At 72.0% G+C, this 25,397-nt stretch carries 20 protein-coding genes and 1 riboswitch; of the genes, 11 read left to right on the forward strand and 9 right to left on the reverse strand.

Annotated features, from left to right (window positions below):
• Positions 1 to 54 precede the first annotated feature (54 nt).
• Together hutI and hutH are read left to right on the forward strand one after the other, a co-directional pair.
• Positions 55 to 1,260, forward strand: coding sequence for an imidazolonepropionase (gene hutI / locus CEQ11_RS02740; RefSeq protein WP_088477679.1), 1,206 nt, complete (start codon positions 55 to 57; stop codon positions 1,258 to 1,260).
• Between the two features lie 95 nt (positions 1,261 to 1,355).
• Positions 1,356 to 2,972: a histidine ammonia-lyase gene (gene hutH, locus CEQ11_RS02745; RefSeq protein WP_088477680.1), complete on the forward strand. Its 1,617-nt coding sequence runs from the start codon at positions 1,356 to 1,358 to the stop codon at positions 2,970 to 2,972.
• Positions 2,973 to 3,138: 166 nt separating this feature from the next.
• Here hutH and CEQ11_RS02750 read toward each other — a convergent pair whose 3' ends face one another.
• Positions 3,139 to 4,449, reverse strand: a complete 1,311-nt coding sequence (locus tag CEQ11_RS02750) for an MFS transporter (RefSeq protein WP_088477681.1) — start codon at positions 4,447 to 4,449, stop codon at positions 3,139 to 3,141.
• Positions 4,446 to 5,108, reverse strand: a complete 663-nt coding sequence (locus CEQ11_RS02755; RefSeq protein WP_070637140.1) for a flavin reductase family protein — start codon at positions 5,106 to 5,108, stop codon at positions 4,446 to 4,448. Before CEQ11_RS02755 ends, CEQ11_RS02750 begins: the two co-directional genes overlap by 4 nt.
• Positions 5,109 to 5,210: 102 nt before the next feature.
• Here CEQ11_RS02755 and CEQ11_RS02760 point away from each other — a divergent pair, with 102 nt between their 5' ends.
• Complete coding sequence (locus CEQ11_RS02760; protein ID WP_070637142.1) at positions 5,211 to 5,888, forward strand: GntR family transcriptional regulator; 678 nt, start codon at positions 5,211 to 5,213, stop codon at positions 5,886 to 5,888.
• Between the two features lie 37 nt (positions 5,889 to 5,925).
• Here the strand turns inward: CEQ11_RS02760 and hutG are convergent, their stop codons facing one another.
• The 5 genes from hutG to CEQ11_RS02785 all read right to left on the reverse strand — a co-directional run bounded on the left by hutG (position 5,926) and on the right by CEQ11_RS02785 (position 12,210).
• Positions 5,926 to 6,999 (reverse strand): formimidoylglutamase, encoded by a 1,074-nt coding sequence (gene hutG / locus CEQ11_RS02765; protein WP_088477682.1) that lies wholly within the window; start codon positions 6,997 to 6,999, stop codon positions 5,926 to 5,928.
• A 139-nt stretch (positions 7,000 to 7,138) separates the two neighbouring features.
• The gene (locus CEQ11_RS02770; protein ID WP_067189237.1) at positions 7,139 to 7,654 is read right to left on the reverse strand and encodes a CoA-binding protein; all 516 of its coding nucleotides are present in this window, start codon (positions 7,652 to 7,654) and stop codon (positions 7,139 to 7,141) included.
• Complete coding sequence (locus CEQ11_RS02775; protein ID WP_227718700.1) at positions 7,651 to 9,066, reverse strand: O-acetylhomoserine aminocarboxypropyltransferase/cysteine synthase family protein; 1,416 nt, start codon at positions 9,064 to 9,066, stop codon at positions 7,651 to 7,653. Before CEQ11_RS02775 ends, CEQ11_RS02770 begins: the two co-directional genes overlap by 4 nt.
• A gap of 396 nt (positions 9,067 to 9,462) precedes the next feature.
• Complete coding sequence (locus tag CEQ11_RS02780) at positions 9,463 to 10,281, reverse strand: DUF1648 domain-containing protein (RefSeq protein ID WP_088477683.1); 819 nt, start codon at positions 10,279 to 10,281, stop codon at positions 9,463 to 9,465.
• Between the two features lie 441 nt (positions 10,282 to 10,722).
• On the reverse strand, positions 10,723 to 12,210 hold the full coding sequence (locus CEQ11_RS02785) for an MDR family MFS transporter (RefSeq protein WP_067189241.1): 1,488 nt from the start codon (positions 12,208 to 12,210) through the stop codon (positions 10,723 to 10,725).
• 249 nt (positions 12,211 to 12,459) lie between these two features.
• On the opposite strand from CEQ11_RS02785, the gene CEQ11_RS02790 reads away from it, so the two are divergent.
• Both CEQ11_RS02790 and CEQ11_RS02795 read left to right on the forward strand, forming a co-directional pair.
• Positions 12,460 to 13,359: a siderophore-interacting protein gene (locus CEQ11_RS02790; RefSeq protein WP_082739588.1), complete on the forward strand. Its 900-nt coding sequence runs from the start codon at positions 12,460 to 12,462 to the stop codon at positions 13,357 to 13,359.
• Between the two features lie 336 nt (positions 13,360 to 13,695).
• Positions 13,696 to 14,421 carry a hypothetical protein gene (locus CEQ11_RS02795; RefSeq protein ID WP_067189243.1) on the forward strand — a complete coding sequence of 242 codons (726 nt, stop codon included), beginning with the start codon at positions 13,696 to 13,698 and terminating at the stop codon, positions 14,419 to 14,421.
• A gap of 151 nt (positions 14,422 to 14,572) precedes the next feature.
• Here CEQ11_RS02795 and CEQ11_RS02800 read toward each other — a convergent pair whose 3' ends face one another.
• Positions 14,573 to 16,765: an AMP-binding protein gene (locus CEQ11_RS02800; RefSeq protein WP_087133681.1), complete on the reverse strand. Its 2,193-nt coding sequence runs from the start codon at positions 16,763 to 16,765 to the stop codon at positions 14,573 to 14,575.
• A 299-nt stretch (positions 16,766 to 17,064) separates the two neighbouring features.
• Positions 17,065 to 17,169: riboswitch (SAM riboswitch) on the forward strand.
• Between the two features lie 11 nt (positions 17,170 to 17,180).
• Between CEQ11_RS02800 and CEQ11_RS02805 the strand changes: the two genes are divergently transcribed.
• From CEQ11_RS02805 to CEQ11_RS02830, 6 genes are all read left to right on the forward strand, one after another.
• A complete protein-coding gene (locus CEQ11_RS02805) occupies positions 17,181 to 18,587 on the forward strand; it encodes an acyl-CoA dehydrogenase family protein (protein ID WP_088477684.1) in 1,407 nt (468 codons plus the stop codon).
• On the forward strand, positions 18,584 to 19,981 hold the full coding sequence (locus tag CEQ11_RS02810) for an LLM class flavin-dependent oxidoreductase (protein ID WP_088477685.1): 1,398 nt from the start codon (positions 18,584 to 18,586) through the stop codon (positions 19,979 to 19,981). Before CEQ11_RS02805 ends, CEQ11_RS02810 begins: the two co-directional genes overlap by 4 nt.
• Positions 19,978 to 20,790 (forward strand): methionine ABC transporter ATP-binding protein, encoded by an 813-nt coding sequence (locus CEQ11_RS02815; RefSeq protein ID WP_067189247.1) that lies wholly within the window; start codon positions 19,978 to 19,980, stop codon positions 20,788 to 20,790. Before CEQ11_RS02810 ends, CEQ11_RS02815 begins: the two co-directional genes overlap by 4 nt.
• Complete coding sequence (locus tag CEQ11_RS02820) at positions 20,783 to 21,457, forward strand: methionine ABC transporter permease (protein ID WP_067189249.1); 675 nt, start codon at positions 20,783 to 20,785, stop codon at positions 21,455 to 21,457. The genes CEQ11_RS02815 and CEQ11_RS02820 overlap by 8 nt, the downstream gene beginning before the upstream one ends.
• Positions 21,458 to 21,462: 5 nt before the next feature.
• Positions 21,463 to 22,386 carry a MetQ/NlpA family ABC transporter substrate-binding protein gene (locus CEQ11_RS02825; protein ID WP_088477686.1) on the forward strand — a complete coding sequence of 308 codons (924 nt, stop codon included), beginning with the start codon at positions 21,463 to 21,465 and terminating at the stop codon, positions 22,384 to 22,386.
• A gap of 331 nt (positions 22,387 to 22,717) precedes the next feature.
• Positions 22,718 to 23,974, forward strand: a complete 1,257-nt coding sequence (locus CEQ11_RS02830; RefSeq protein ID WP_067189253.1) for an acyl-CoA dehydrogenase family protein — start codon at positions 22,718 to 22,720, stop codon at positions 23,972 to 23,974.
• On the opposite strand, the gene CEQ11_RS02835 is transcribed toward CEQ11_RS02830, so the two are convergent.
• Positions 23,938 to 25,338 carry an MFS transporter gene (locus CEQ11_RS02835; RefSeq protein WP_088477687.1) on the reverse strand — a complete coding sequence of 467 codons (1,401 nt, stop codon included), beginning with the start codon at positions 25,336 to 25,338 and terminating at the stop codon, positions 23,938 to 23,940. The genes CEQ11_RS02830 and CEQ11_RS02835 overlap by 37 nt on opposite strands.
• Between the last annotated feature and the right edge of the window lie 59 nt (positions 25,339 to 25,397).

Below are 25,397 nucleotides of genomic sequence, written 5' to 3' on the forward strand. Positions count from 1 at the left end.
CGCCGGCCACACCGACCGACGCACGCCCCTGCCCCCTCACCCGGAAGGACCCGCATGACCTCCCACCTGATCACCGACATCGGCGAGCTCACCTGCGTGGACGCCGAGTCCCGCGTGCTGCACGACGCCGCCGTGGTGGTGGAGGACGGCACGATCGCCTGGATCGGCGCCGCCGCCGACGCCCCGGAGGCGGACGGACGCACCTGCGCCGAGGGCCGGGCCGTGCTGCCCGGCTGGGTGGACCCCCACACTCACCTCGTCTTCGACGGGGACCGCTCCGCCGAGTTCGAGGCCCGCATGGCCGGTGAGTCCTACGCCGCCGGCGGCATCGGGGTGACCACCGAGGCCACCCGTGCCGCCTCGGACGAGCGCCTGGCCGAGCTGGTCCGCGGCCGGGTGGCCGACGCGGTGGCCGGAGGAACCACCTACCTGGAGACCAAGACCGGCTACGGGCTCACCGTGGAGGAGGAAGCGCGCCACGCGCGCCTGCTGGCCGGACTGCGCGCGGAGGGCCTCGTGGACGAGGTGACCTTCCTCGGTGCCCACCTCGTCCCCGCGGAGCGGCAGGCGGAGGACTACCTCGACGACGTCGTCGGTCCCATGCTCGAGGCCGTGCGGGAGCACGTCGACTGGGTGGACGTGTTCTGCGACCGCGGTGCCTTCGACGGCGACCAGACTCGGCGAGTGTTCGAGGCCGGCCGTGCCGCCGGGCTGGGACTGCGCCTGCACGGCAACCAGATCGAACACGGGCCCGGCGTCGCCGTGGCCGTGGAGTACGGTGCGGCCTCGGTGGACCACGTCAACCACCTCACAGACGAGGACGTCGCCGCCCTGGCCTCCACCTGGGCCGGCTGGGACGCGGCCGCCCGCGCCGGCGAGCCCGGCACCGTGGCCGGGTGCCTGCCCGCCTGCGACCTGTCCACGCGTGCCCCGCTGGCGCCGGGCCGAGACCTGCTGGACGCCGGTGTGCCGATCGCCCTGGCCTCCAACTGCAACCCGGGCACCAGCTACACCACCAGCCAGAACTTCAACGTGGGCACCGCCGTGCTGCAGATGCACCTCACCCTCGCCGAGGCCATCGAGGCGGCCACCTACGGCGGAGCGCTGGCGCTGCGGGCCCAGGATCGCGTCGGGAGCATCGAGGTGGGCAAGCGCGCCGACCTGCACATGCTGGACGCGCCCGCCGCCATCCACCTGGCCTACCGCCCCGGCATGCCCCTGACCCACGCGGTCTGGCGCGCGGGCCGTCGCGTGGCCTGACAGCCTCCACCGCGTACGATCACAGCCGGGGCCACCCACCCGTCCGGAGCCGGCCTCTCCCTCCGAAACCCCCTGACCCGAGGAGCGCACCGCCCATGACCACCACCACTGCCGCCAGCGTCACGCTCGGCACGTCCGGCGCCACCCTGGACGACGTCCTCGCCGTGGCCCGCCACGATGCCCGCGTGGTGCTCGCCGACGACGTGCTCGAGACCGTCGGCGCGGTGCGCCGCCACGTCGAAGCGCTGGCCGAGGCCGAGACCCCCACCTACGGCGTCTCCACCGGCTTCGGCGCGCTCGCGGACAAGCACATCCCGCTCGAGTCCCGCGCGCAGCTGCAGAAGTCCCTGATCCGCTCCCACGCCGCCGGCATGGGCCCGGTGGTGGAGCGCGAGGTCGTGCGCGCGCTGATGTTCCTGCGCGCCACCACGCTGGCCTCCGGCCGCACGGGTGTGCGGCCCGTGGTGGTGGAGACCTTCGTGGCCATGCTCAACGCGGGCATCACCCCCGCCGTGCGCGAGTTCGGCTCGCTGGGCTGCTCCGGCGACCTCGCCCCGCTCTCCCACGTGGCCCTGGCGCTGATGGGCGAGGGCGACGTCGTCGGGACGGACGGTGAGCTGCGTCCGGCCGGCGAGGCGCTCGCCGAGGCCGGGATCGAGCCGGTGGAGCTGCGGGAGAAGGAGGGCCTGGCCCTGGTCAACGGCACCGAGGGCATGCTCGGCATGCTGATCATGGCGCTGGCCGACCTCGAGGAGCTCGCCGACACCGTGGACCTCACCGCCGCGATGTCCGTGGAGGCGCTGCTCGGCACCGACCGCGTGTTCGTGCCGGAGCTGCACCTGCCGCTGCGCCCCCACCCGGGCCAGGCGAGGTCCGCGGACCGGATGCTGAAGATCCTGGCGGGTTCGCCGATCGTGGCCTCGCACCGCGAAGGCGACTCCCGCGTGCAGGACGCCTACTCGCTGCGCTGCGCCCCGCAGGTGGCCGGCGGCCTGCGCGACACCCTCGCGTACGTGCGCACCGTGGCCGAGCGCGAGCTCGCCGCGACCGTGGACAACCCGGTGGTGCTCGACGACGGCCGGGTGAGCTCGAACGGCAACTTCCACGGGGCGCCCGTGGCCTATGTGCTGGACTTCCTGGCCATCCCGGTGGCGGATGTGGCGAGCATGTCCGAGCGCCGCACCGACCGCATGCTGGACCCGGCCCGCTCGCACGGGCTGCCCGCGTTCCTGGTGGACGACCCGGGCGTGGACTCCGGCATGATGATCGCCCAGTACACGCAGGCCGGGCTCGTCTCGGATATGAAGCGCCTGGCCGTGCCGGCGTCCGTGGACTCCATCCCGTCCTCGGCGATGCAGGAGGACCACGTCTCCATGGGCTGGCACGCCGCCCGCAAGCTGCGCTCAGCCGTGGAGAACTTCCGCCGTGTGCTCGCCGTGGAGCTCGTGGCCGCCGCCCGCGCGATCGAGCTGCGCGCGCCGCTGCAGCCCTCCGTCGCCACCGGTGCGGCCGTCCGCGTGATCCGTGAGGCCGGCGTCCCCGGCCCGGGGCCGGACCAGTACATGGCCCCGCAGCTGGCCGCCGCCGAGCAGGCCCTGCGCGACGGGTCCGTGCTGGCCGCGGTGGCGGAGGCGCTCGCGGGTGCGTCCGTCGACGCCGAGCCGCAGGATCTGGGCGGGCAGTCCACGGGCGCCGAGGCCGAGGGGCACTGACGCCGCAGAAGCGGTCAGATGCCGCAGTGGGGCCAGACGCCACAGAGTGGTCACGGCACGCCGCGTGCGCCTGCACGAGACGGCGTGCCGTGACCACTGCGCGTGTGGGGCGCCGGCGGGCCCGCTCCGCCGCGCCGGGGTGGGCCGGGCCTGGCCTCAGGCCGGCTCAGGCCGCCAGGTCCACGTCCTTCGTCTCCTTCATGAGCAGGCCGGTCAGTCCGGTGACGCCGCCGACCACCATGAGGTAGATCGGGAACGCGCTGGTCCACCCCTGCGCCGTCAGCCACGTGATCAGGTACGGCGCCGTGCCGCCGAAGATCGCGGTGGCCAGCGAGAGCATGGTGGCCACGCCCTTGGCGCGCACCGCCGTCGGCAGCGCCTCGGACCAGACGGCGCCGTTGACGCCGAACAGCAGCGCCACGGCCAGCAGGGCGATGGTCTGCACGAGCAGGAACGAGGCGAAGCTGCCGTCCAGCATGCCGAACAGCGGGAACGGGAGCACCACGAAGAGCAGACCGAACGCGATGACCAGCGGACGACGTCCGACCCGATCGCCGAGCAGGCCCGCCCCGAGGATGGCGGCAAGGAAGATCAGCTGGGCCACGAGCGAGGCCGAGAGGGTGGTGGACTCGTCCATCTGGTGGGTCACCTGCGCGTGCGTGGGCAGGTAGATCAGCCACGTGTAGAACATCAGCGAACCTCCTGCAGAGACCAGGAAGATCGTCAGCAGGCCGCGCCACACCGAACCCGACTCCCGGCGCGGGGACTCGTCGGCGGCGGGCACCACCTGCTGGGCGGCCGTGAAGTGCTCCGACTCCGTCAGGCTCCGGCGCAGGTACAGCGCATAGAGGCCCAGGACGCCGCCGATGCCGAAGGCCACGCGCCAGCCCCAGGAGGCCACCTGGTCCTGGGAGAGCAGCGTGGTGACGGCCAGGCCCACGAGTGTCGCCAGGATGGTTCCCACCACCACGGACACCCACGACGTGGCCCCGAACAGTGCACGCCGACCCTGCGGCGCCCTTTCGACGAGGTAGGTGACGGACGTGCCCATCTCGCCGCCGTGTGCCAGGCCTTGGAGCAGGCGGGCGACGACGAGGATCACCGAGGCGAGGACGCCCGCCGTGCCGTAGGTGGGGGTGAAGGCGATGAGCAGGCTGCCCAGTGCGGTGATCATCATCGCCGCGAAGAGGCTGCGCTTGCGGCCCACCCGGTCCGCGTAGGCGCCGAACAGGTAGCCGCCGAGGGGTCGGGCGACGAAGCCCACGGCGAAGACGGCCAGGGTGGCGAGCAGCCCGGACGTGGGATTGTCCGCGTGGAAGATCTGCGCCGCGAAGACCGGCGCGAAGATCGTGTAGACGTTCCAGTCGTACCACTCCAGCGCGTTGCCGAAGTTCACGGCCAGCATGTCCTTCACGCTCCGGGGCCGGGGTCGAGGCACGGGAGCGGGGCGGGTCGCGCCGCCGGCGGCGGTGCTCATGCCCGCCCCTCGAGTCCGGCCTGGGCATCGCCGTCGGCGCCGGGCACACGCATCTCGAAGGTCTCTCGCACCACGGTGTAGTCGAAGTAGCCCAGGCGGGCGATCGGCTGGATGCGCGGGATGTCGAGTCGGCCGTCGGCGGTGATGACGTCGTCGTCGATGTGGATGGTGTCCACGTGGGCGAAGACCACGTCGATGGTGCCGACGTTCGAGTTCCCCTTGATGCGGTGCGTCGAGTGGTAGCGGCACTCGAAGCGCACAGGCGACTCGGCGACCATCGGAATGGGGTGGTTGTCCGCGTAGACCTTGGTGACGCCGTGCTCGGCGATGCGGTCCCACTCGCTCTCGCCCGGCTCCAGGGCCATGGCGGTGACGTTGACGGCCTCGCGCAGGTCGTAGGTGGCCATGTTCCACACGAACCAGCCGGTCTGCTCCGCGTTGAGGACGGTGTCCTTGCGGCGTCCGTCCGGGTACTGGTTCGCGGAGAACATCACCATGGGCGGGTCGAAGGTGAGGTTCTGCCACTGGCTGTAGGGAGCGATGTTCTCCATGCCGTCCGGGCTCACGGAGGACAGCCAGCCGATGGGGCGGGGGACGGTGGAGCTCTTGAACGGGGAGTAGGGCAGGGGGTTGGCCTCGTGCTGCGGGCGGTACTTCATGACGCCTCCATGTGATGCGGACTACAGGGTGTGCGCCACGTTACGCCGCATATCCGAGATATATCAAGAGCATCCGGGCAGACGACTGCCTAGGCTGGGCCCATGAGCAAGTCGGAGGAGGCCTACGCCCGCCTGACGCAGAAGATCGAGACCGGGGAGCTGCCGCCGGGTGCCGTCCTCACCGAGGCGGCCCTCATGGACGCCGCGGGAACGGGCCGCACGCCCCTGCGCGAGGCCGTGCAGCGGCTCGTCCGGGACCACTGGCTCTCTGCCGGCGGCGGGCGTGGACTGCAGGTGCCTGCGATCTCGGTGGACGATCAGCTGGAGAGGCTCGAGGTGCGGCGGTCACTCGAGGTGTTGGCCGTGGACCTGGCCTGCATCCGGGCGGGGGAGGAGCAGTTGGCGGACGTCGAGGCCCACGTGCACCATCTGCGTGCGGTGTCCGACCTGCCGGCGTACGTCGCCGCCGTGGGGCGTTCGCACGAGCTGTTGCGCACGATCGCGAACAACCGCTATCTGTCCGATTCCCTGGTCCCGCTCCAGGGTCTGTCCCGCCGGTTCTGGCTCGCCACCACGAAGGGTCTGTCCGGTGAGGTCGAGCGTGGCCGGGCGTTCTATGTCCCGGCGCTGGAGGCGGTGACCCGCAGGGACCCGGTGGGCGCCCGGGCCGGGGTGCTGGCGCTGCATGACTTCCTCGCGCGCTCGGCACTGGACTACGCGGCCCGACGCGCGGCCCACGGCCGGACCGAGCCGCCGTCCCCGTGGACCGAGGGGCGCTGAGGCGGCGGATCACCGCTCCGCCGCGCCGGGCCCGGCCTCAGGCCAGCAGTCCTCCGTCCGTCCGGTGCCGGCTGACGATCGTGTGGATCAGCCGGGCCGCGGCCTTGGCCGTGCGACCGTCCACGTCCAGGGAGGGGTTGAGCTCCACCACGTCGGCCAGGGCCAGCTTTCCGGAGCGGGCGGCCTCCAGCGCACACGCGTGGATCACCTCGTAGGGCACGCCGAAGCCGGCCGGGGCGCTGACGCCCGGGGCGACGGCGGCCGGCAGCACGTCCAGGTCGATCGTCAGGTAGAGCACGTCCACCGCGTCGATGAACGAGCGCACCCAGCGGCGCACGCCGGTGATGTCGGCGGTCTGGGCCTGCTCGTCGGTCACCCAGGAGACCCCGTGCTCGCGGGCGGTGTCGAACAGCGCGCGCGTGTTGTTGGCCTCGCTGATGCCCACCACCGCGTAGGAGAGCCGATGGTCCGAGCCTTCGGCATCACGCAACGCCTGCAGGAACGGGGTGCCGGACGTCGCGTGGGACTCCTCGCGCAGATCGAAGTGGGCGTCCAGGTTGAGGATGCCCACGCGGGTGCCCGCTCCCACGCGCTTCGATCCCGCCAGACCCTGGTAGGAGGCGTAGGCGGTCTCGTGACCGCCACCGAGGACCACGGTGAGGTCGTGCTCGTCCAGCAGTCCGGAGATCCTCTCGCCGAGGGCCCGCTGCCCGTCTTCGAGGTCGCCGGGGTGTTCCTCGTCGCCGAGGCGGACCACCACGTCGCCGTGGTCCGACAGGGCGCCGGTCTCCGGGCGGTAGGACAGCGGGGAGAGCGCAGCACGCAGCGCGTGGGGCCCCTCCGAGGCACCGATGCGTCCGCTGTTGCGGCGCACGCCCTCGTCCGAGGAGAACCCGACGAGCGCGGTCGACCGCCCACCCCCGGCGCCGGAGGGCGACGAGGAGGCGACGTCCGAGGCGGCGGCGGAGGAGCCGTCGTCGGGAAGGGACGCTGCAGACGAGGCGGCACGGACCACCTGGTGCCAGCGGAGGTGTTCGGCGGTCTCGCCGTCGGTGCGGCCGGACCACCCGGGGGCGGAGGAGGGGGACGGGGCGGAGAACTCGGAGGTCATGACCCCATCCCACGCCTGATCGCCCCCACAGGGCAAGCCGGGGCCGGCCCGGAGGTCACACGCGCCGAGCCAGAAGGACTGGCCCCTTCAACGCGTCGTGACGTGGCCGAACCCTCTGGCCCGGCGCAGGCCCAGGGCCTCACCGGTCGATCGTCTGCCGCTTCGAGCTGATCACCCCGGTCACGAACCCGGCCAGGTTGAGGCCGCCGTGGAAGCGGGCGTGCTCGATCTTCACGCAGCGGTCCATCACGATGTCCAGGCCGAGCTCCTCGGCCAGGTGCGCGGCGTCCTCGTTCCAGATGCCCAGCTGCAGCCAGACGGTCCTCGCACCGGCGGCGTGGGCCTCGCGGACGATCTCCGGGGCGTCGGAGGCCTTGCGGAACACCTCCACGAGGTCCGGCTGCACGGGCAGGTCCGCCAGGGAGGCGTAGACCTCGTGGCCCAGGATCGTCTTCCCGGCCTCGGCCAGCACCGGGTTCACGAAGTACACGTCGAACGTCGTGGAGCTCAACAGGTAGGTGGCCACGAAGTACGAGGCGCGCGCGGGCTTGTCCGAGGCGCCCACGATCGCGATGCTGCGCGTACGGCGCAGGATCGCCAGCCGTTCCGGGGCCGTGGGGCCGGTCCAAGTGCGTTCGGGGATGACGGTGCTCATCTCAGGCCTCCTTCTTCAGTGCCGTTGCCGGCGGTCTTCTCCGGCTTCCCGACGACGGCCGCGTCCGTTCCCGGAGCCGGCTCGCCGTCGCGTGTGGTGCCGGTGGCGGCGGTGAGCGCCTGGTCCAGGTCCCAGAGGATGTCCTCGACGTCCTCGATGCCCACCGAGAGGCGGATGAGGTCCTCGGGGACGCCGCCGGCGATCAGCTGCTCGGCGGTGAGCTGCTGGTGGGTGGTGGAGGCCGGGTGCAGCACGAGGGTCTTGGCGTCGCCGATGTTGGCCAGGTGGCTGGCCAGCTGCAGGTTCGCGATGAACTCCGCGCCGGCCTCGCGCCCGCCGCGGTGCTCGCCGCCGGCCACGCCGAAGCTGAACACCGAGCCGACGCCACGGGGCAGCAGCGTCCGGGCCCGTTCGTGGTGCGGGTGCGAGGGAAGACCGGCGTAGCGGACCCAGCTCACACGCGGGTCCTCGTCCAGCCAGGCGGCCACCTGCTGCGCGTTGGCCAGGTGGGCGTCCATGCGCTGGGCCAGGGTCTCCACACCGATCAGCAGCTGGAACGCCGACTGCGGGGCCAAGGACGGACCGAAGTCCCGCAGCTGCTCCGAGCGCAGCTTGGTGAGGAAGCCGTACTCACCGAAGTTCCCCCACCAGGAGACGTTCCCGTAGGAGGGCACCGGATCGGTCATCTGCGGGAACTTCCCGTTGTCCCACGGGAAGGCGCCGGACTCCACGACCACGCCGCCGAGGGTGGTGCCGTGGCCGCCCAGGAACTTGGTGGCCGAGTGGATGACGATGTCCGCTCCGTGCTCGATCGGCCGGATCAGGTACGGGGGAGTGAGGGTCGCGTCCACCACGAGCGGGATGCCGTGCCGGTGCGCGACCTCCGCCAGGCCCGGCAGGTCCACGATGTCCCCGGAGGGGTTGGCGACGATCTCGGTGTAGACGGCCTTGGTGTTCTCCTGGACCGCGGCCTCGAAGTCCGGGGCCTCGGAGGAGTCCACGAAGGTGGTCTCCACACCGAAGCGGCGCAGCGAGACGTCCAGCTGGGTGACGGTGCCGCCGTAGAGCTTGGAGGAGGCCACGATGTGGTCCCCGGCGCCGCAGAGGGCGGCGAAGGTGATGAACTCCGCGGCCATGCCGGAGGCGGTGGCCACCGCGCCGATGCCGCCCTCGAGCGTCGCGATGCGCTCCTCGAACGCCGCGACGGTCGGGTTGCCGATGCGCGAGTAGATGTTGCCGTACTTCTGCAGCGCGAACAGGTTCGCCGCGTCGTCCGCGGACTCGAACACGAAGGAGCTGCTCTGGTGGATCGGCACCGCACGGGAGCCGTGCACGGCGTCGGGGACGGCGCCGGCGTGCAGCGCCTTCGTGCGGAACCCGAACTCGTGCGGGGCGGGGCGGGGGTCTGCCACGGGGGTCCTTCCGGTCGTCGGCCACAGGCACGGGCGACGGACGCGCGGCGGGGAGGCGGCCGTCGTCGTGGTGTCCATGGTGCGCCCGGCCCAGGGGGCGGGGCAGGCCGGAAGGTCGTGCGAGGTCACGCAGGGGCGGCCGGGCCCCGCAGCCTGCGCGGCTGCGGGGCCCGGGAGGGGGTCCTGGACAGGCGGACGCCCCGGTGCCGACCGCGCGAGGGGGAGCGCATGGTGGTCGACGCCGAGGCGTCCGCTTTTCAGTTGTCCATCATCACTCGCACCTTGATGAGGCGTCTACGACGCTAGGCGGTCACCCTTGAGGCTCTCGCAAACGAGCCTGGTCATTGCCTGGCAGTCCGGATGTCGAGTGATCTGCGTCTCAATTGTTGGAACCGCTCAGCCGGGCCAGGCAGTGATCCAGAGGACCGCCGGCAGGCCGACGGCGAACACCAGGACGAAGCCCCGGTAGAGGCGCCGACCGCCCGGAGAGCCGATGTTCACGGTGGTCCCCACTCCGTAGCCCTCGCGCTTGTTCACCACGATGTTCGGCTCATCCGGGTCGTTCATCATGCCGGTGGCGGTCCAGCGTTCCTCCTCCGCCCGCTCCTGGGCAGACGCATGGTGCCCCAGCTCGGTGGCGACGTCCTCGGACCAGCGGCGCCAGTGCCGCATGGACAGGGACAGGGCCGCGAACACGCCCACCATGACCACGGTGGAGACCAGGGGCATCAGCCACCAGGGCAGCCCGGCGGTGCGTCCGAGCAGGACGTGCACGGTGGTCGGGGCCGTGGCGAGCAGTATCAGCAGGCTGATCCAGCCCAGCGCGGAGACCATGCCGAAGTGCAGGCCGTGGCCGCGTACGCGCGCCCAGCCGGAGCGGTCCTGCGGGGTGGTGGACAGGGACGGGGCGAGGGCTGCGACGGCGGCCAGGGCGGCGGCGCTGCCCAGGCCGATGAGCGCTCCCTGGGCCACAGCGCCGAAGGACGTGCCCGCCCAGGCGTCCGGGGACCCGCTCGGGCCCCAGTGCGTCGGGATCTGCTCCGGCAGGCCCGGCAGGGCGAGGAGCACCCACGCGACGAGGGCGAGGCCCAGGGCGGCGGTGACGACGAACGGCAGCCACGCCTTCGGCCTGGCCCTGCGGACGAGGCGACGCTCCTGCCTCTGGAGGCGGCCGTCGTCGGGGGAGCCGGGGGCGTGCGGCGGCTGGTGGGGCATCGGCGAAAGTCTCCCCTCGGGGCCGCGACGCTGCGGCCGGATCTCATCGGGGCCTGGTCTCAACGGGCTGGTGGCCTACGAGTCTATCGAGTGGGTCCGTGAGGGCTGCGGAAGTTCCGCGCCTGCAGAGGTGCGGGGCCCGCAGAGGTGCCGCGCCTGCAGGGCGCGGTGCCTGCGCGCGGCCCGGCCCCGGACGTGCAGAGCCCCGGGCTCGGTCGCGTGAGGGGGACGCGTTGATGATCGAGGCCCGGGGCTTCTGCTGTTCAGTTGTGATTCATCACTCGCACCTTGATGAGGCGTGTTCCACGCTAGGGGGCGGCCCTGACCGGAGGCGCAGACGCCGCTGGGCGTTCTCTGGCCGTTGCGTTGCGCTTCGATCACATCGTGACGTGCGCCACGATCGGCTCGTGGCCACTGGGCTGTGCGGAGTGTCAGGCCGCGTCAGTGGGCGTCTGCGGCCTCGTTCGAGGAGCGCTTCACGAACCAGACGGCCACCACGTTGAGGCTGAACACGCAGGCGCCCGCCAGCAGGGCCAGGTGCACACCGTCCATGGTGGCGGCGACCTGGTCCGAGCCGCGGGCGGCGGACCCGGCCGTGCCCACGGTCAGCAGGGTGATGAACAGAGCGGTGCCGGCGGCCGCCGCCACCTGCTGGAGGGTGGACAGCAGCGCCGAACCGTGCGCGTAGAGGCGGCGTGGCAGAGAGGACAGGGCGGTGGTCATCAGCGGGGAGAACATCATGGACAGGCCCACGCTCATGACGATGTGCAGGGTGATCACGAACGCCGCCGTGGACTGCGGGGAGAGGAACGTGTAGCCCCAGAGCGCACCGGCGGCCAGCAGCGAGCCCGGGATGAGCAGGGGACGGGGCCCCACCCGGTCGTAGAGGTTGCCGACCACGTAGCCGAGGACGGCCATCGCGGCACCGCCGGGCAGCAGGGCCAGGCCGGATTCCTGAGTGGTCCAGCCGAGGACCTGCTGGAAGTACATCGGCAGCAGGATGATGACGCCGAACAGGGACATCATCGTCACGAGCATGCAGCACAGGGCCGTGGCATAGGTGGGCCGGGCGAGCGTGCGCAGGTCCAGCAGGGCGTCGTCCCCGAGGCGCACCTGCCGGTAGGCGAAGAACGCGAGGAACACGGCGCCGGCGGCGAGCGGGATCCATGGGGCGACCGGCGCGTGACCGCCGGCGGCCTCGCCGATGCTGGACAGGCCGAAGATCAGGCCGCCGAAGCCGAGCGCGCACAGCACGCCGGAGAAGCCGTCCAGGCGGATCTTCTCCGGCTCCGTGACGTTGCGGACCCACAGGGCGCCGGCCACCAGGGCGGCCAGGGCGATGGGGAACACGGCGCCGAACATCCAGCGCCACGTCAGGTGCTCCAGGATCACGCCGCCCACGGTGGGCCCGGCGGCCGGTGCGACTGCGATGACGATCGAGATGATGCCCATGACCCGGCCGCGACGGGAGACGGGGACCACGTTCAGCACGGTGGTCATCAGCAGCGGCATCATGATGGCCGTGCCGACGGCCTGGACGACGCGCCCGGCCAGCAGGACCGAGAACAGCGGGGCCAGGCCGGCCACCACGGTGCCGATCGTGAACGTGCTCATCGCGAAGACGAACACCTGCCGCACCGTGAACCGGTTCATCACCCACCCGGTGAACGGGATCACCACCGCCATGGTCAGCATGAAACCGGTGGACAGCCACTGTGCGGTGGCGGCGGAGACCGAGAACTCGGCCATCAGCCGCGGCAGTGCCACGGACATGATGGTCTCGTTGAGGATCACCACGAAGGCCGCGGACACGAGCAGGCCGATGAGGCGGCCGGTGCCGGGGGCGAGGGTGACGGGGACGGGGCCGGTGGGCAGGGAGTGGGCAGAGGACTGCGCGTCGGTGCCCGGCTGCGCCTGGCCGGCGGTCATGCGGCGACCCGCTGCTGAGGCAGGGCGGCCTGGAGGGTCTCGCCGGGGGCGCCGCCGGCATTCCAGGCGCGCACGAGTCCGGTCCGAGCGGTCATGGTCTGTTTCCCTTCCCGGTGGTTCACAGTGGGCGGTTGAAAGCCTCCGAGGATCTTAGTGGGGCACCGCCGCCTGGTGTCCGTTCGGCCGCACAGTGGATAAGGTGAGACAGACGTTTCGTATTCCCCGCCGATCCCCTGGAGGCAGCTTTCCGTGAAGAACGACGACGGCGCCCGCAACTCCGCCTCGACCGCCGCCCCCGCCGGGGGCGGCCGTCCGCCGCGACCGCAGACGGTGCTGGAGGTGGTCCGCACCGAGCAACTGACCCCCCACATGGTGCGCGTGGTGCTCGGCGGCGACGGGTTCGCCGCGTTCCACGAGCGCTGGGCCGCGAAGAGGGCGACCGACCAGTACATCAAGCTGCTGTTCGCCGATCCCGCGCTCAGGTTGGAACCGCCCTATGACATGGACGTGCTGCGGGAGCGGCTGGCCCCCGAGCAGATGCCCGTGCGCCGGACCTACACCGTCCGCGCGGTGGATGCACGGGCGCAGACGGTGGCCGTGGACTTCGTGGTGCACGGGGACGAGGGCCTGGCCGGCCCGTGGGCTGCGCAGGCGAAGCCGGGGGAGAAGGTCGCGTTCTTCGGGCCCGGCGGCGCCTACCGGCCGGACGAGGACGCGGACTGGCATGTGCTCGCCGGCGACGAGGCGGCACTGCCGGCTCTGGCCGCCGCGTGCGAGGACATGGCCGCACGGCTGCCGCAGGCGCGGGGCGTGGCACTGATCGAGGTGTCCGGAGAGCAGGACGAGCAGGAGTTCGCCGCGCCGGAGGGAGTCCAGGTCCGCTGGCTGCACCGCGGCGGGGACTTCAGCCCGCAGACCGCGCTCTGGGTGGACGCGCTCGAGGAGCTCGAGTTCGGGCCGGGCCGCGTGCAGGCGTTCGTCCACGGTGAGCGCGAGCAGGTGAAGCGGGCCCGGAGGCACCTGACCGACGTGCGTGGGCTGGACCGCAGGCAACTGTCCGTCTCCGCATACTGGGCCCACGGCCGTGCGGAGGAGGCGTTCCAGGCGGAGAAGCGCGAGCCGATCGGCAAGATCTTCGACGACGACTGACCCGCTGCCCCGTTCTCCCGTCCCCATCCCTGGTCTCACGCCCCCATCCCTGGCGTTTCTCCGCTCCGCCCACCCCTGGCGTTTCTCCCCTCCGCCCACCCCTGGCGTTTTCGCTCGTGAAACGGGAAGGGGGCGCCTCCCACTTCACTAGCGAAGACGCTGCGGGGAGGGGTGGGGGCGTCTGGCCGGGGAAGGGTGGAGGCGTCCGGCCACGGTGCCGGTCCACGTTCGTCAGGGGTGGACGCGGGTGGAATCCGTTGTGATTTTATGGGGGAGCATAGAGTTCGGAGGCGGGCGTCCGGCCTTCCTCCACGATCATTGACGAGGGGACCGACCATGAAGAACCGTGTGTCCATCGCCGCCGGCATGTTCGCCGCCGGTAGCCTGCTGCTCACCGCCTGCGGCTCCGCGCCCACCCTGGATGAGGCCTGGCCGGAGGTTCGCAAGAACTTCGAGGAGGCCGAGAGCCTGCGTATCAACATGGAGGCTACCGGTGAGGAGGACGACAGCACGGGCACCGTCGACCTGGCCGGCGCCACGGACGACTCCCACATGAAGGGCACCATGAACATCCCCATGGGCGGAGACCCCGTGAACATGGAGGTCATGAGGCTGGACGGGGATGCGTACCTGAAGGTGAAGTCCGACGGCGAGGACAATGCCTTCACCGAGATGCTCGGCGACAAGTGGCTCAAGATGTCCGCCTCGGAGGCCGAGGGCATGGGCGAGTTCGCGATGTCCTCCTTGGTGGACCAGATGGTGGAGGACATGCCGAAGAGCGATCACTTCGACGGCCACGACATCGAGGCCGAAGAGGTCGAGATCGACGGTGAGAAGTACGACAAGTACGTGATCCCTGAGGATCTCCTTGAGAGCGAGGACGCCGGGGACGTCTACTACGTGGACCGTGATGACAACACGCTGTTCCGGGTGGAGGGCACGAAGACCGAGGACGGCGGCCAGGAAGCCGTCGTGACGTTCACCGACTGGAACGAGGTGGAGGCTCCGGAGGCGCCGGCAGAGGACGAGGTCGTCGACCAGTCCGATCTCATGAACCCCTGACACCCACCCGTGAGGGGAGGCCGGACGTTTCCGGCGCCTGTCTCCGGCGCCCCGCCGGACTCCCCACTCGTTTTCGCTCGCGAAACGGGAGGCGACGCCTCCCGTTTCGCGAGCGAAAACGTCTGGGGCGGGGGCGGGAGTCGTCAGAACCTCACCGGCGGGCGGCGACCGCCTTCTCTATCTCCGCCACGCACGGCTCGTTCTGCAGGCTCGTGGTGTCCCCGAGGGCGTCACCGGTGAACAGCTGCGTGAGCAGTCTCCGCATGATCTTGCCGGACCGGGTCTTCGGCACGTCCGGCACGAACACCACGTGCGCCGGCTTCGCCACCGGGCCGATCACCCGCGCCACGTGCCGCCGCAGCTGCTCGGCCTGCTCTGCGGTCTCCTCCGGGCGGCCGGCCACGGCGAACCGCTCGTGCGCCACCACGAAGGCCACCGCCGCATGCCCGGTCTTCGGATCCGGGACCGGGCACACCCCGGCCTCGATCACCTCCGGGTGTGCCACCAGCGCCGACTCGATCTCGATGGTGGACAGTCGGTGCCCGGAGACGTTGATGACGTCGTCGATGCGCCCGAGGATCCACACGTCCGAGTCATCGTCCCGCTTGGCGCCGTCCCCGGCGAGGAACCAGCCCTGCCGCGCGTAGTCGGCCCAGTAGGAGTCGTAGAACCGCTGCGGGTTCCCCCATACGGTGCGGGCCATGGACGGGGAGGTCCGGGTGACCACGATCTTCCCCTGCAGGTGGGCGCCGACTGAGGTGCCGTCGTCGTCCACCACGTCCACGTCCACACCCGGCAGCGGGCGGGATCCGCAGCCGGGCTTGAAGACGGTGTCGGTCGGGCGCGGGGAGAGCACGGTGGAGCCGGTCTCGGACTGCCACCAGGTGTCCACCATCGGCACGCCCACGGCGCCGTCGCGGGGCACCGGCGCCCTACCCGCCGCGGCGGCCTGACCGTCCAGCCGGTCCAGCGCGTCCCGGCCGATCTGCGTGCGCGCCCACACCCAGGCCTCCGGGTTCACCGCCTCGCCGACGGTGCCGATCAGGCGGATCGAGGACAGGTCGTACTCCGCGGGCACGCCGTCCGGGTGCCAGCCCATCAGCGATCGGATCAGTGTGGGAGCCGTGTAGTAGCTGGTCACCCCGTAGCGCTGGATGACCTCGAAGTGCCGGCCCGGGTGCGGGGCGTTCGGCACGCCCTCGTAGATGACCTGGGTGACGCCGTTGCTCAGCGGCCCGTAGATCTCATAGGTGTGGGCGGTGACCCAGGCCAGGTCCGCGGTGCACCAGTGGACGTCGTCGTCGCGCCGTGCCGGGTCCGGGTGGGAGAACAGGAAGTCGTGCGTCCACGAGGCCGCGGCGAGGTACCCGCCGGAGGTGTGCACGAGCCCCTTCGGCTGCCCCGTGGTGCCGGAGGTGTACATGATGAACAGCGGGTGCTCCGCGTCGAAGGCGCGCCGGGTGTGGACGTCCGGCTGGCGGTCCACGACGTCGTGCCACCACAGGTCCCGGCCCTCGGTCCACGGGATGTCCCGGTGGCCGGTGCGGTCCAGGACGAGGACGTGCTCGATCGCGTTGTCCCCGGACACGGCCTCGTCCGCGTTGGCCTTCACCGGCACGGCCGTGCCCCGGCGGAACTGGCCGTCCGTGGTGACCAGCAGCTTCGCCCCGGTGTCCTCGACGCGGAACCGCAGCGCCTCCGCCGAGAACCCGCCGAACACGAGCGAGTGCACGGCGCCGATCCGCGCGCACGCCAGCGTGATGACGATCGTCTCCACGAGCACGGGCAGGTACACGACGACGCGGTCGCCCGCCTCGATGCCCAGCTCCTCGAGGGCGTTCGCGGCCTGGGCGACCTCGCGCTGCAGCTGCGCGTAGGTCACCGCCCGGCGGTCCCCGGGCTCGCCCTCGAAGTACAGCGCCACCTTCTCCCCACGCCCGGCCTCCACGTGCCGGTCCACGCAGTTGTACGCCACGTTGAGCCGCCCGTCCGCGTACCAGCGGATCTGCGGGGCGGCCCCGGCGGCCGCGTCCGTGGGGACCGTGTCCGTCACCTGGGTGAAGTCCGTGTCCCAGGTCAGCCGGCGGCCCACCGCCTCCCAGAGGGCGAGTCGGTCGGATTCGGCGACGACGGCGCCGTCGCCCCGACCTCCATGGGCCCGTCCCGCGGGCCGTCCCGGGTGGACGTCCGGGTCCGCTGCGTCCACCAGGGACTGCGGCAGCGGACCGGGCAGCGTGGCCAGGGCGGCGGCGGGGACGCCGTCGTTCGGGCCGCGGACGGGATCCGGCGCGGGGAGGGCCGTCTCGGCGACGGCCGCGGCGGTGCCGGCTGCGGACACGGGCATGGGGTGTCTCCTTCCATCGGTCCTGGCGGGAGCACCCGCAGCCCGCGGGGAGGCGGCGGACCCGGGTTGCTGCGGCGTCGAAGAGCCAGGTCTCTGGTGCCGCTCCGGATGGTGTGCGCATCCACGGTAGGCCCGCGGTGTGCCGCAGACGCGGTGCCGGTCCGGCTGGTGGGCGTGGACGCGTTGCGCCAGGTCATCTGGGCGGCGCCGACGGGCGACGCCCGTCCGGCGAGGGTGTCCATGACGGACGTGAGGCGGCTGCCTTCCGTGGCCGGGCGGGGCCGTGCTGTGCTGTGGCCGACCCATCCAGAGCGGCCGAGAGATCCGGATCGACGACGCCGCAGCAACCCCCTCATCCCTGCCCGGCAGGGTCGGGACGGTGCTACCGCCGGGACCGATGGAAAGGAGCCCGCGCATGTCCGCGCCCCTCACCGCACCCCACGACCCGACCGTGAACGCGGTCCCCACCCGTCCGCCGCTGGCCGTCACCCCGGACGTCCCGGACACCGACGACCTCGCTCGACTGCGGCAGCGGTTCGCCCCGATCTTCGAGCGCATCGCCGCCGGCGCCGCCGAGCGGGACGTGAACCGCGCCCTGCCGTACGAGCAGATCCGCGAGCTCAACGCCGCCGGCTTCGCCACCCTGCGCGTTCCCCGGTCCCACGGGGGACCGGAGGTGAGCGTGCGCACGCTGACCGCCCTGCTGGTGGAGCTGGCGGCCGCCGACTCGAACGTGGCCCACCAGTACCGCTCCCACTACGGGTTCCTGGAGTCCCTGCGCCACAAATCGTCCGCCCAGCAGGAGCGCTGGTACCGGTTGATCCTCGAGGGAGCCACCGTGGGCAACGCATCCACGGAGACCTCGGGCAACGCACTGGGCACCCTCAACACCCGGCTCGAGCCCCGTCCGGGCGGCGGCGCGGTCCTCACCGGGCGCAAGGGCTACGCCACCGCGTCCCTGTTCTCCACCCACACCCGGGTCTCCGCGGCCATCACGGACGACGACGGCAGGACGACGCCGGGCCGCTGCTTCGCCGTGGTGCCCGTCGATCACGAGGGCGTCGAGCTCTACGACGACTGGGACGGCTTCGGGCAGCGCCTCACCGCCACCGGCACCGCCGTGTTCACGTCCGTCCCCGTGGACGGCGCCGACCTCTTCGACCGTCAGGCCGGCACGGCCGAGGCCGTGATCGAGGCCGCCTACTTCCAGCAGTTCCTGCTGGCGGTCCTGGCCGGCATCGCCACCGGCGCCCGGGACACCGCCGCCGAGCTGGTGCGCGCCCGCACCCGCACCTTCAACACCGGCTCCGGCGCGCTCTACCGCGACGACCCGCTGATCCAGGAGGCCGTCGGACGGATCGCCGCCACCGCCTTCTCCGCGACCGCCGCCGTGCTGCACGCCGCCGACGCCCTGGACCCGGCCATCGCCGCGGTCGACGCCGCCGCCGAGGGCGAGGACCTGGCCCTGGAGGTCTACGCGGCCGAGCTGGCCGTGGAACAGGCCCAGGTGACCGTCCCCGAGGCCGCGATCCGTGCCGCCTCCGAGCTGTTCCACGCCGGCGGCGCCTCCAACACCCGCTCCGGCAAGGCCCTCGACCGGTTCTGGCGCAACGCCCAGACCGTGGCCACCCACAACCCCATCCCGTTCCGTGCCCGCTCTGTGGGCGACTGGTTCGTCAACGGCACCCTGCCCGAGGGGCTGAACGCCATCGGCGACGCCGCCGGCGCGCCGAAGCACTCCGAGCAGGGCGGCGCCCCGTCGGCGTCCGGGGCCGAGGCCGGCCCGGCGGTGGGCACTGCGCCGAAGGGAGGGGCACGATGAGCACCGCCTCGTTCCGCCTCTGCGCCTTCGAGATGATGACACCGGTGCATCAGTCTCCGGGGCTGTGGCGCCACCCGGACTCCCGCATCGCGGAGTTCGACAGGCTCTCCTACTGGGCCGACCTCGCCCGCACGGCGGAGGACGGCGGCTTCTCCGCGATCTTCCTCGCGGACATCCTCGGCCTCTACGACGTCTACGGCGCAGGCGTGGAGGCCACCGTCCGCGGCGGCGTGCAGTGGCCGCTGCTGGACCCGTTCACCGCGGTCTCCGCCATGGCCGCGGCGACGGACCGAGTGGGCTTCGGCGTCACCGCCTCGGTCACCTACGAGCAGCCCTATCTGCTGGCCCGCACCCTGGCCTCGCTGGACCACTTCACGCACGGCCGGATCGGCTGGAACATCGTCACCAGCTACCAGGACTCCGCCGCGCGGAACCTCGGCCTCCAGGAGCAGATCCCACACGACGAGCGCTACGACCGCGCCGACGAGTACCTGGACGCGATCTACCGCCAGTTCGAGGGATCCGTGGAGCCCGGCGCGATCCTCGCTGACGCGGACGCCGGCGTCTTCGCCGACCCCGCCAGGGTCCACCCGGTCGGGGCCGACGGCCCCCACGTGAAGCTCCCCGGCGTCACCCTTGCCCACCCCGGCCCGCAGGGCACCCCGTTCCTGTTCCAGGCCGGCGGCTCCCCGCGCGGACGGCGCTTCGCCCAGGAGCACGCCGAGGCCGTCTTCTACATCGGCCCCACCACGTCGCATGTGCGCCGGTTCGTGGAGCAGACCCGCGCCGAGCTCGCCGAGGCCGGACGGCCCGCGGACGCCATCCAGGTGTTCGCCATGGTCACGGTGGTGGTGGACGAGACGGACGAGCAAGCCCGGCAGCGGCTTGAGGACTACCGCCGGTACGTGGACGTCGAGGGGGCGCTCGCGCTCTTCGGCGGCTGGACGGGCGTGGACCTGTCCGGCCTGGACCCGGACGCCCCGCTGGAGCATGTGGAGAACGAGACCTCGCGGACGGCCCTGGCGGCCTTCACCACCCAGTCCCCGGACCGTGAGTGGACGGTGCGGCAGGTCGCGGAGTTCGTGAGCATCGGTGGCCGCGGCCCGGTGATCGTGGGCTCGCCGCAGACCGTGGCGGACGAGCTGCAGCGCTGGCAGGCCGAGACCGGGGTGGACGGGTTCAACGTCTGCGCCGCGGTCCGCCCGGCCGACCTCGAACGGTTCGCCGACCTGGTCACCCCGGAGCTGCGCCGCCGTGGTGTGCTCGCCGAGCCCGCTGCCGGCCGCACCCTGCGGGAGAACCTCACCGGTGCCGGCCCCCGGCTTCCCGAGGATCAACGCGGGGCAGGGTTCCGCCATGGCACCGACACCACCGTCAAGGAGGTCTCTTCATGATCACCCTGCGCGACGTCACCACCGTCTTCAGCACCCCCACCGGTCCGTACACCGCCGTGGACGGGGCGCACCTCGAGATTCCGGCCGGCAGCATCCAGGGGATCATCGGATTCTCGGGGGCGGGCAAGTCCACGCTGCTGCGCAACATCAACCTCCTCGAGAGGCCCACGTCCGGGCAGGTGGTCGTCGGCGGCACCGATCTGACCGAGCTCTCCGTGGAGGAGCTGCGCCGGGCCCGGCACGGCATCGGGATGGTGTTCCAGAACTTCAACCTGGTCAACAACCTGACCGCCGCCAAGAACGTCGAGCTGTCCCTGAAGTTCGCGGGCGTCGCCGGGACCGAGCGTCGTCGTCGTGCCCTGGAGGCACTGGCGATCGTGGACTTGGCGGACAAGGCCGATTCCTACCCGGCGGCCCTCTCCGGCGGGCAGAAGCAGCGGGTGGCGATCGCCCGGGCGCTGGCCACCGAGCCGGCCGTGCTGCTGTGTGACGAACCGACCTCCGCCGTCGATCCCCGCACCACCACCTCCGTGCTGCAGTACCTCGCGGACATCAACCGGGACCTGGGCATCACTACCGTGATCGTCACGCATGAGATGAACGTGGTGCGGGCCCTGGCCGACCATGTGGCCGTCATGGAGGCCGGGCGAATCGTGGAGCGGTTCGCGCTCGCCGAGCTGGAGGCCGGCACGTTCACTCCGGCGACGGCGATCGGCGCCCACCTCGTGGCCGACGAGATCGTCCTGGACCGTCGTCGGACCCCTGTCGGTGCCGGGGTCACACCCGGTGAGGAGGCCCACCATGGCTGAGTTCCTCGACCGCCTCGTGGAGGTCGGCCCCGAGCTGGCGACCTCGCTCTGGCAGACCGTGCTGATGCTGCTGATCGCCATCCCGATCGCGGTTGGGCTCGGCACCCCGCTGGGGATCTGGCTGCACACCCACGGTCCGCGCGGCCTGCAGCACACGCCCCGGATCCACCGGATCGTCGACGCGATCGTGAACGTGGTCCGTTCCTTCCCGTTCCTGATCCTGCTGATCGCGATCATCCCGTTCACCCGGTTCGTGGTCGGCACCACGATCGGCACGGCCGCGGTGATCGTGCCGCTGACCATCAACGCGATCCCGTACTTCGCGCGCTTCGTGGAGCAGAATCTCGGCCAGCTCGACCCCGGCGTGGTCGAGGCGGCTCGGGCCATGGGAGCCACACGCGGTCAGATCATCCGCGACGTCCTCCTCGTGGACGCGAAGCCCGCGATCGTCGGCTCCGCCACGATCATGACCGTCTCCTTCATCTCCTACTCGGCCATGGCCGGGCTGGTGGGCGGCGGCGGGATCGGCGACTTCGCCATCCGCTACGGCTACTACCGCTACGAGCTGCCCCTGATGGTGGTGGCGATCGTGCTGATGATCGCCCTGGTGGCCGTGGTGCAGACCGGCGGTGCCCGCTGGGCCCGTGCCCTGGACAAGCGGAGGTGAGGGGCATGGCGCATCACAGCACGACGCCGGTCACCCGCCGCGGTCTGCTCAGGACCGGTGCGCTGGTGGTCGGCGGGATCGGCGCCGGTGGAGTCCTGAGCGGCTGCGGTGCCGTCGAGATGGTCTCCGGGACGACGGGCACCGTGCCGCCCCGGGACCCGGCGGACCGCACGCTGCGGATCATCGTGACCGAGTCCGAGCCCTACCAGGAGCCCACAAAGATCGCCCAGAAGCTGCTCGCGGCACAGGGGTGGGAGCTCAAGCCGACCTACGTCACGGACATCATCCAGCCGAACCAGGCCGTGGACGAGGGTGCTTTCGACGTGAACTTCTTCCAGCATGTGGCCTACCTGAAGCAGTTCAACAAGGACTACGACACGTCCGTGGTCCCGCTGTTCTACGTGTACGCACTGCCGGGCGGGCTCTACTCGGACAGGCACGCGAGCATCGAGGACATCCCCGAGGGGGCGACTGTGGCACTGCCTGTGGACCCGTCGAACAACGGCCGGGCGATCCTGCTGCTGCGGGAGGCCGGGCTGATCACCCTTCGGCGGGAGCCGGAGTCCGTCATCGAGGTCTCGCAGTCGTTGATCGCACAGAACCCTCGGAACCTGCGGCTCGTTGAGCTCGACCAGCAGGCGTTGCTCAACACGCGCCAGGACGTGGACCTCGGGTTCCTCTCGCTGCGCAACGCCGCTGTGTTGGGGCTGACGCGCGAGGACGCGCTCGTCTTCGAGGACGGCGAATCGGAGCGGCCGTTCCGGATCCTCGTGGGGGCGAGGCCCGAGTTCGCGGGGACCGAGGCGGCGCGGATGCTGCGCGAGGCCTACCAGTCGGCGGAGGTGCGGCAGTGGTTCGCGGGCTACCAGGGCGGGACCCTGCCCCTGCCGTGGGACGCCGACGCCGAGAAGGACTACGCGCAGGTGTGAGCCCGGTGGGCGTCCCAAGGACCGCGACCTGCCCGAGCGGTCCGGACGCCCGCGCCGAACGCCCGCCCCGAGACCCTGGACCCCAGCGCCTTCGGACCCAGCGCCTTCGGACCCAGCGCCTTCGATCCGAAGCGGAGACCGCGCCGCGTACTCTCCTTCGGATCGAGGGCGCTGTCTTCTCGGGGACCCGCGAATCCGGGGTGCTCGATCCGTTCCGGAGCACGCCAGAAGCGCTCCGGAACGGATCGAGGGGAGGGGCTTTCGGTGCGCACCGTGAGACGCACGGTGCGCACCCCGCCCGAGCGGCCGTCGTCGTGTCAGCATGGATGCCATGAGCAGCACCTACACCGACCTCGCCGACCGCTTCGCCGACCTCTTCGCCGCGGTGGGGAAGGGCGACCGGGCGCGTGAGGCCGGCCGGCACCTGCCGTTCGCGGTGCAGCAGCAGCTGCGGGAGGCTGGGCTCGGGATGGTCTCCGTCGCCGCGGAGGCCGGCGGCGAGGGGGCAGGGCACGAGGACGTGCTGCGCCTGCTCATGGACCTGGCCGCCCAGGACGTGAACACCGCCCATCTGTGGCGCTCGCACCTGGTGTTCGTGGCCGCCGTGGACGACCAGCCTGCGAGGACCCGACGCCGCTGGCTCAGGCACCTGGCCTCCGGAGAGTGGGGCGGCTCCGCGCTCGCCGAGCGCTCCGGCGCCGCCCCGGGGAAGGCCGCCACCACCGCCACGAAGGACGAGGGCGGCACCTGGGTGGTCACGGGTGAGAAGTACTACGCCACGGGCACCGCCTTCGCCACGTGGACCATCGTCACGGTCGGCATGGAGGGTGCGGACCTGGTGTCCCGCCGCAACTCCAAGCGCGCCGGCGGCGTGGTCCGGGAGCCCGAGCGTGCCGTGGCCGTGGTCCGCGTCCGCCAGCCACGGGTGCGCATCAAGGACGACTGGGACGGCTTCGGCCAGCGCATGACCGCCACCGGCTCGGTGCTGCTGGACGGCGCCGCCGCCGAGGACCTGCTGGAGATCCCGCGCCCCCACGGCCCGGTCCCGGTGCTGGAGGAGGCATCCCTGCTGGCGCTGCAGGTGGGCGTCGCCCGGGCCGCGCTCGCCGAGGGCGTGGACCTGCTGCGCCGGCGCCGTCGCACCTTCAACACCGGCACCGCCGAGCGCCCGCAGCAGGACCCGCAGCTGCTGGAGATCGTCGGGCGCATGGCCGGGCAGGTCTCGGCCGCCGAGGAGATGGTCCGCGTGGTGGGCCGGGCCATGGACGTCGCCGCCGGCCTGGAGGCGGGCGGGAACCACGACGACGGCAGCCTCGCCTCCGCCTGGGACGACGCCATGATCGCCGCCTACCGTGCCCAGGCGGTGGTGCCGCAGTTCGTGCTCGATGTCTGCACGCACATCTTCGACACCCTCGGAGCGTCGTCGACGTCCACTGTCCTGCAGCTGGACCGCCACTGGCGCAATGCCCGCACCATCGCCACCCATGACCCGGCCTCCTTCAAGGTCCGGATCGCCGGAGACCACCTGGTCAACGGCACCGTGCCGATCGCCTACACCTCCGCCGGGGACGTGCCGGACGAACGCTGAGGCGGGCGGGTCAGCAGGAAGAAGGCCGCCGCCGCGATCAGTGCCAGCGCCGGCCAGAGCACCAGGGGAGCGGCCAGGCCGGCGAGCTCGCCCAGCAGCCCTCCGCCGAGGGCGGCCACGGGCACGCACCCCATGGTCACCATGCGCCGTGCAGCGGAGGTGCGGCCGAGGGATGCCGGGGGCACCGTCTGTGCCGCAAAGGCGGCCCCGGCCACGTTGGTCACCGTCAGGGTGAGGGCCCACAGGGCGGCGAAGAGAGCCATGAGCACGCTCCCGGCCTCCGGACGCAGATACGCGGCCAGCGGCAGTGTGGCCACCCCGGCCTGGACCAGCGCCCCGAACGCGAACAGCCTCCGCGGTGCCACTGCCTCGGTGATCCGTGAGGCCACGGCGCTCGCCGCCAGCGCCGAGACGGCGGCCACCGTGCCCAGCAGGCCGAAGAACGCCGGCCCGAGGTCCAGGTGCCGCAGCACCAGCAGCGGCTCCACCGTGTCCCCGATCGCCAGGCCGATGTTGCCGGCGGTGACGAGCAGAGTGGTCGCCAGCAGCAGGCGGTTCCCGGCGATGATCCGGAATCCGTGCAGCAGGCCGGGCCTCGGTGCTTCTGGTGTGCAGCCCTCGCGCAGACCCTGGCCGTCGGTGTCTGGTCCGTCACCGGTCTCGACGTCGGCGTCTGCATCTGTGGCGACCACGTCGTCCGCCCCGCCGTCCGCGTCCTGGCGGCCGACACTGCTGACTCTGCGCACCAGCGCACGGACCCCGACCAGGGCGAGGACGAAGAGCCCGACAGCCACGCCCCACGGCACCCCCGGAGCGGACAGGGCGAGCAGGAGACCTGCGCCGCCCGGTGCCACGATCCCGGCGACAGCGTCTGCGGCCGCCATCCGCGAGACGAGGGCGGACACCTGATCCCGGCCGGTCACCTGCGGGACCACCGCAGTCTGCGCATTCTCGCTCGCCACCGTGCAGACGCCCAGCAGCGTGGCCAGCACCAGCACCGCCGCTGTGGACAGCACCCCGCTCACGTAGAGGCCGAGCATGGTCCCGGCCAGCACGGTCTTCGTCGCCAGTGAGGCGACGAGCATGCGGGCCGGTCCCCAGGCGTCGGTGGCGGCGCCGATCGGCACGGCGAGCAGCACGAAGGACAGTGAGCTGAGGGCGTTCAGCAGGCCGAGTTCGGCTGCGCCGAAGCCGAGCGAGGTGACCACGACGACCGCCAGCACAGTGTCCAGCAGCTGCACGCCGGCGGCATCGAGGCCGTTGGAGGCCAGAAGTCTGCGGCGAGTTCCGAGGTCGGCGGCGGCACGCCCGCCAGAGTGATGAGCAGGGGCAGGATGCGGCCCCGGCAGGGGAGGGGTGTTCATGGAAGAGCTCTCTATGGGATCCGGACACGGTCAAGACCCCTCGCACGGGGCGAGGGGGT

It is taken from the genome of Micrococcus sp. FDAARGOS_333, from assembly GCF_002206575.2.
Lineage (GTDB): Bacteria > Actinomycetota > Actinomycetes > Actinomycetales > Micrococcaceae > Micrococcus > Micrococcus lylae.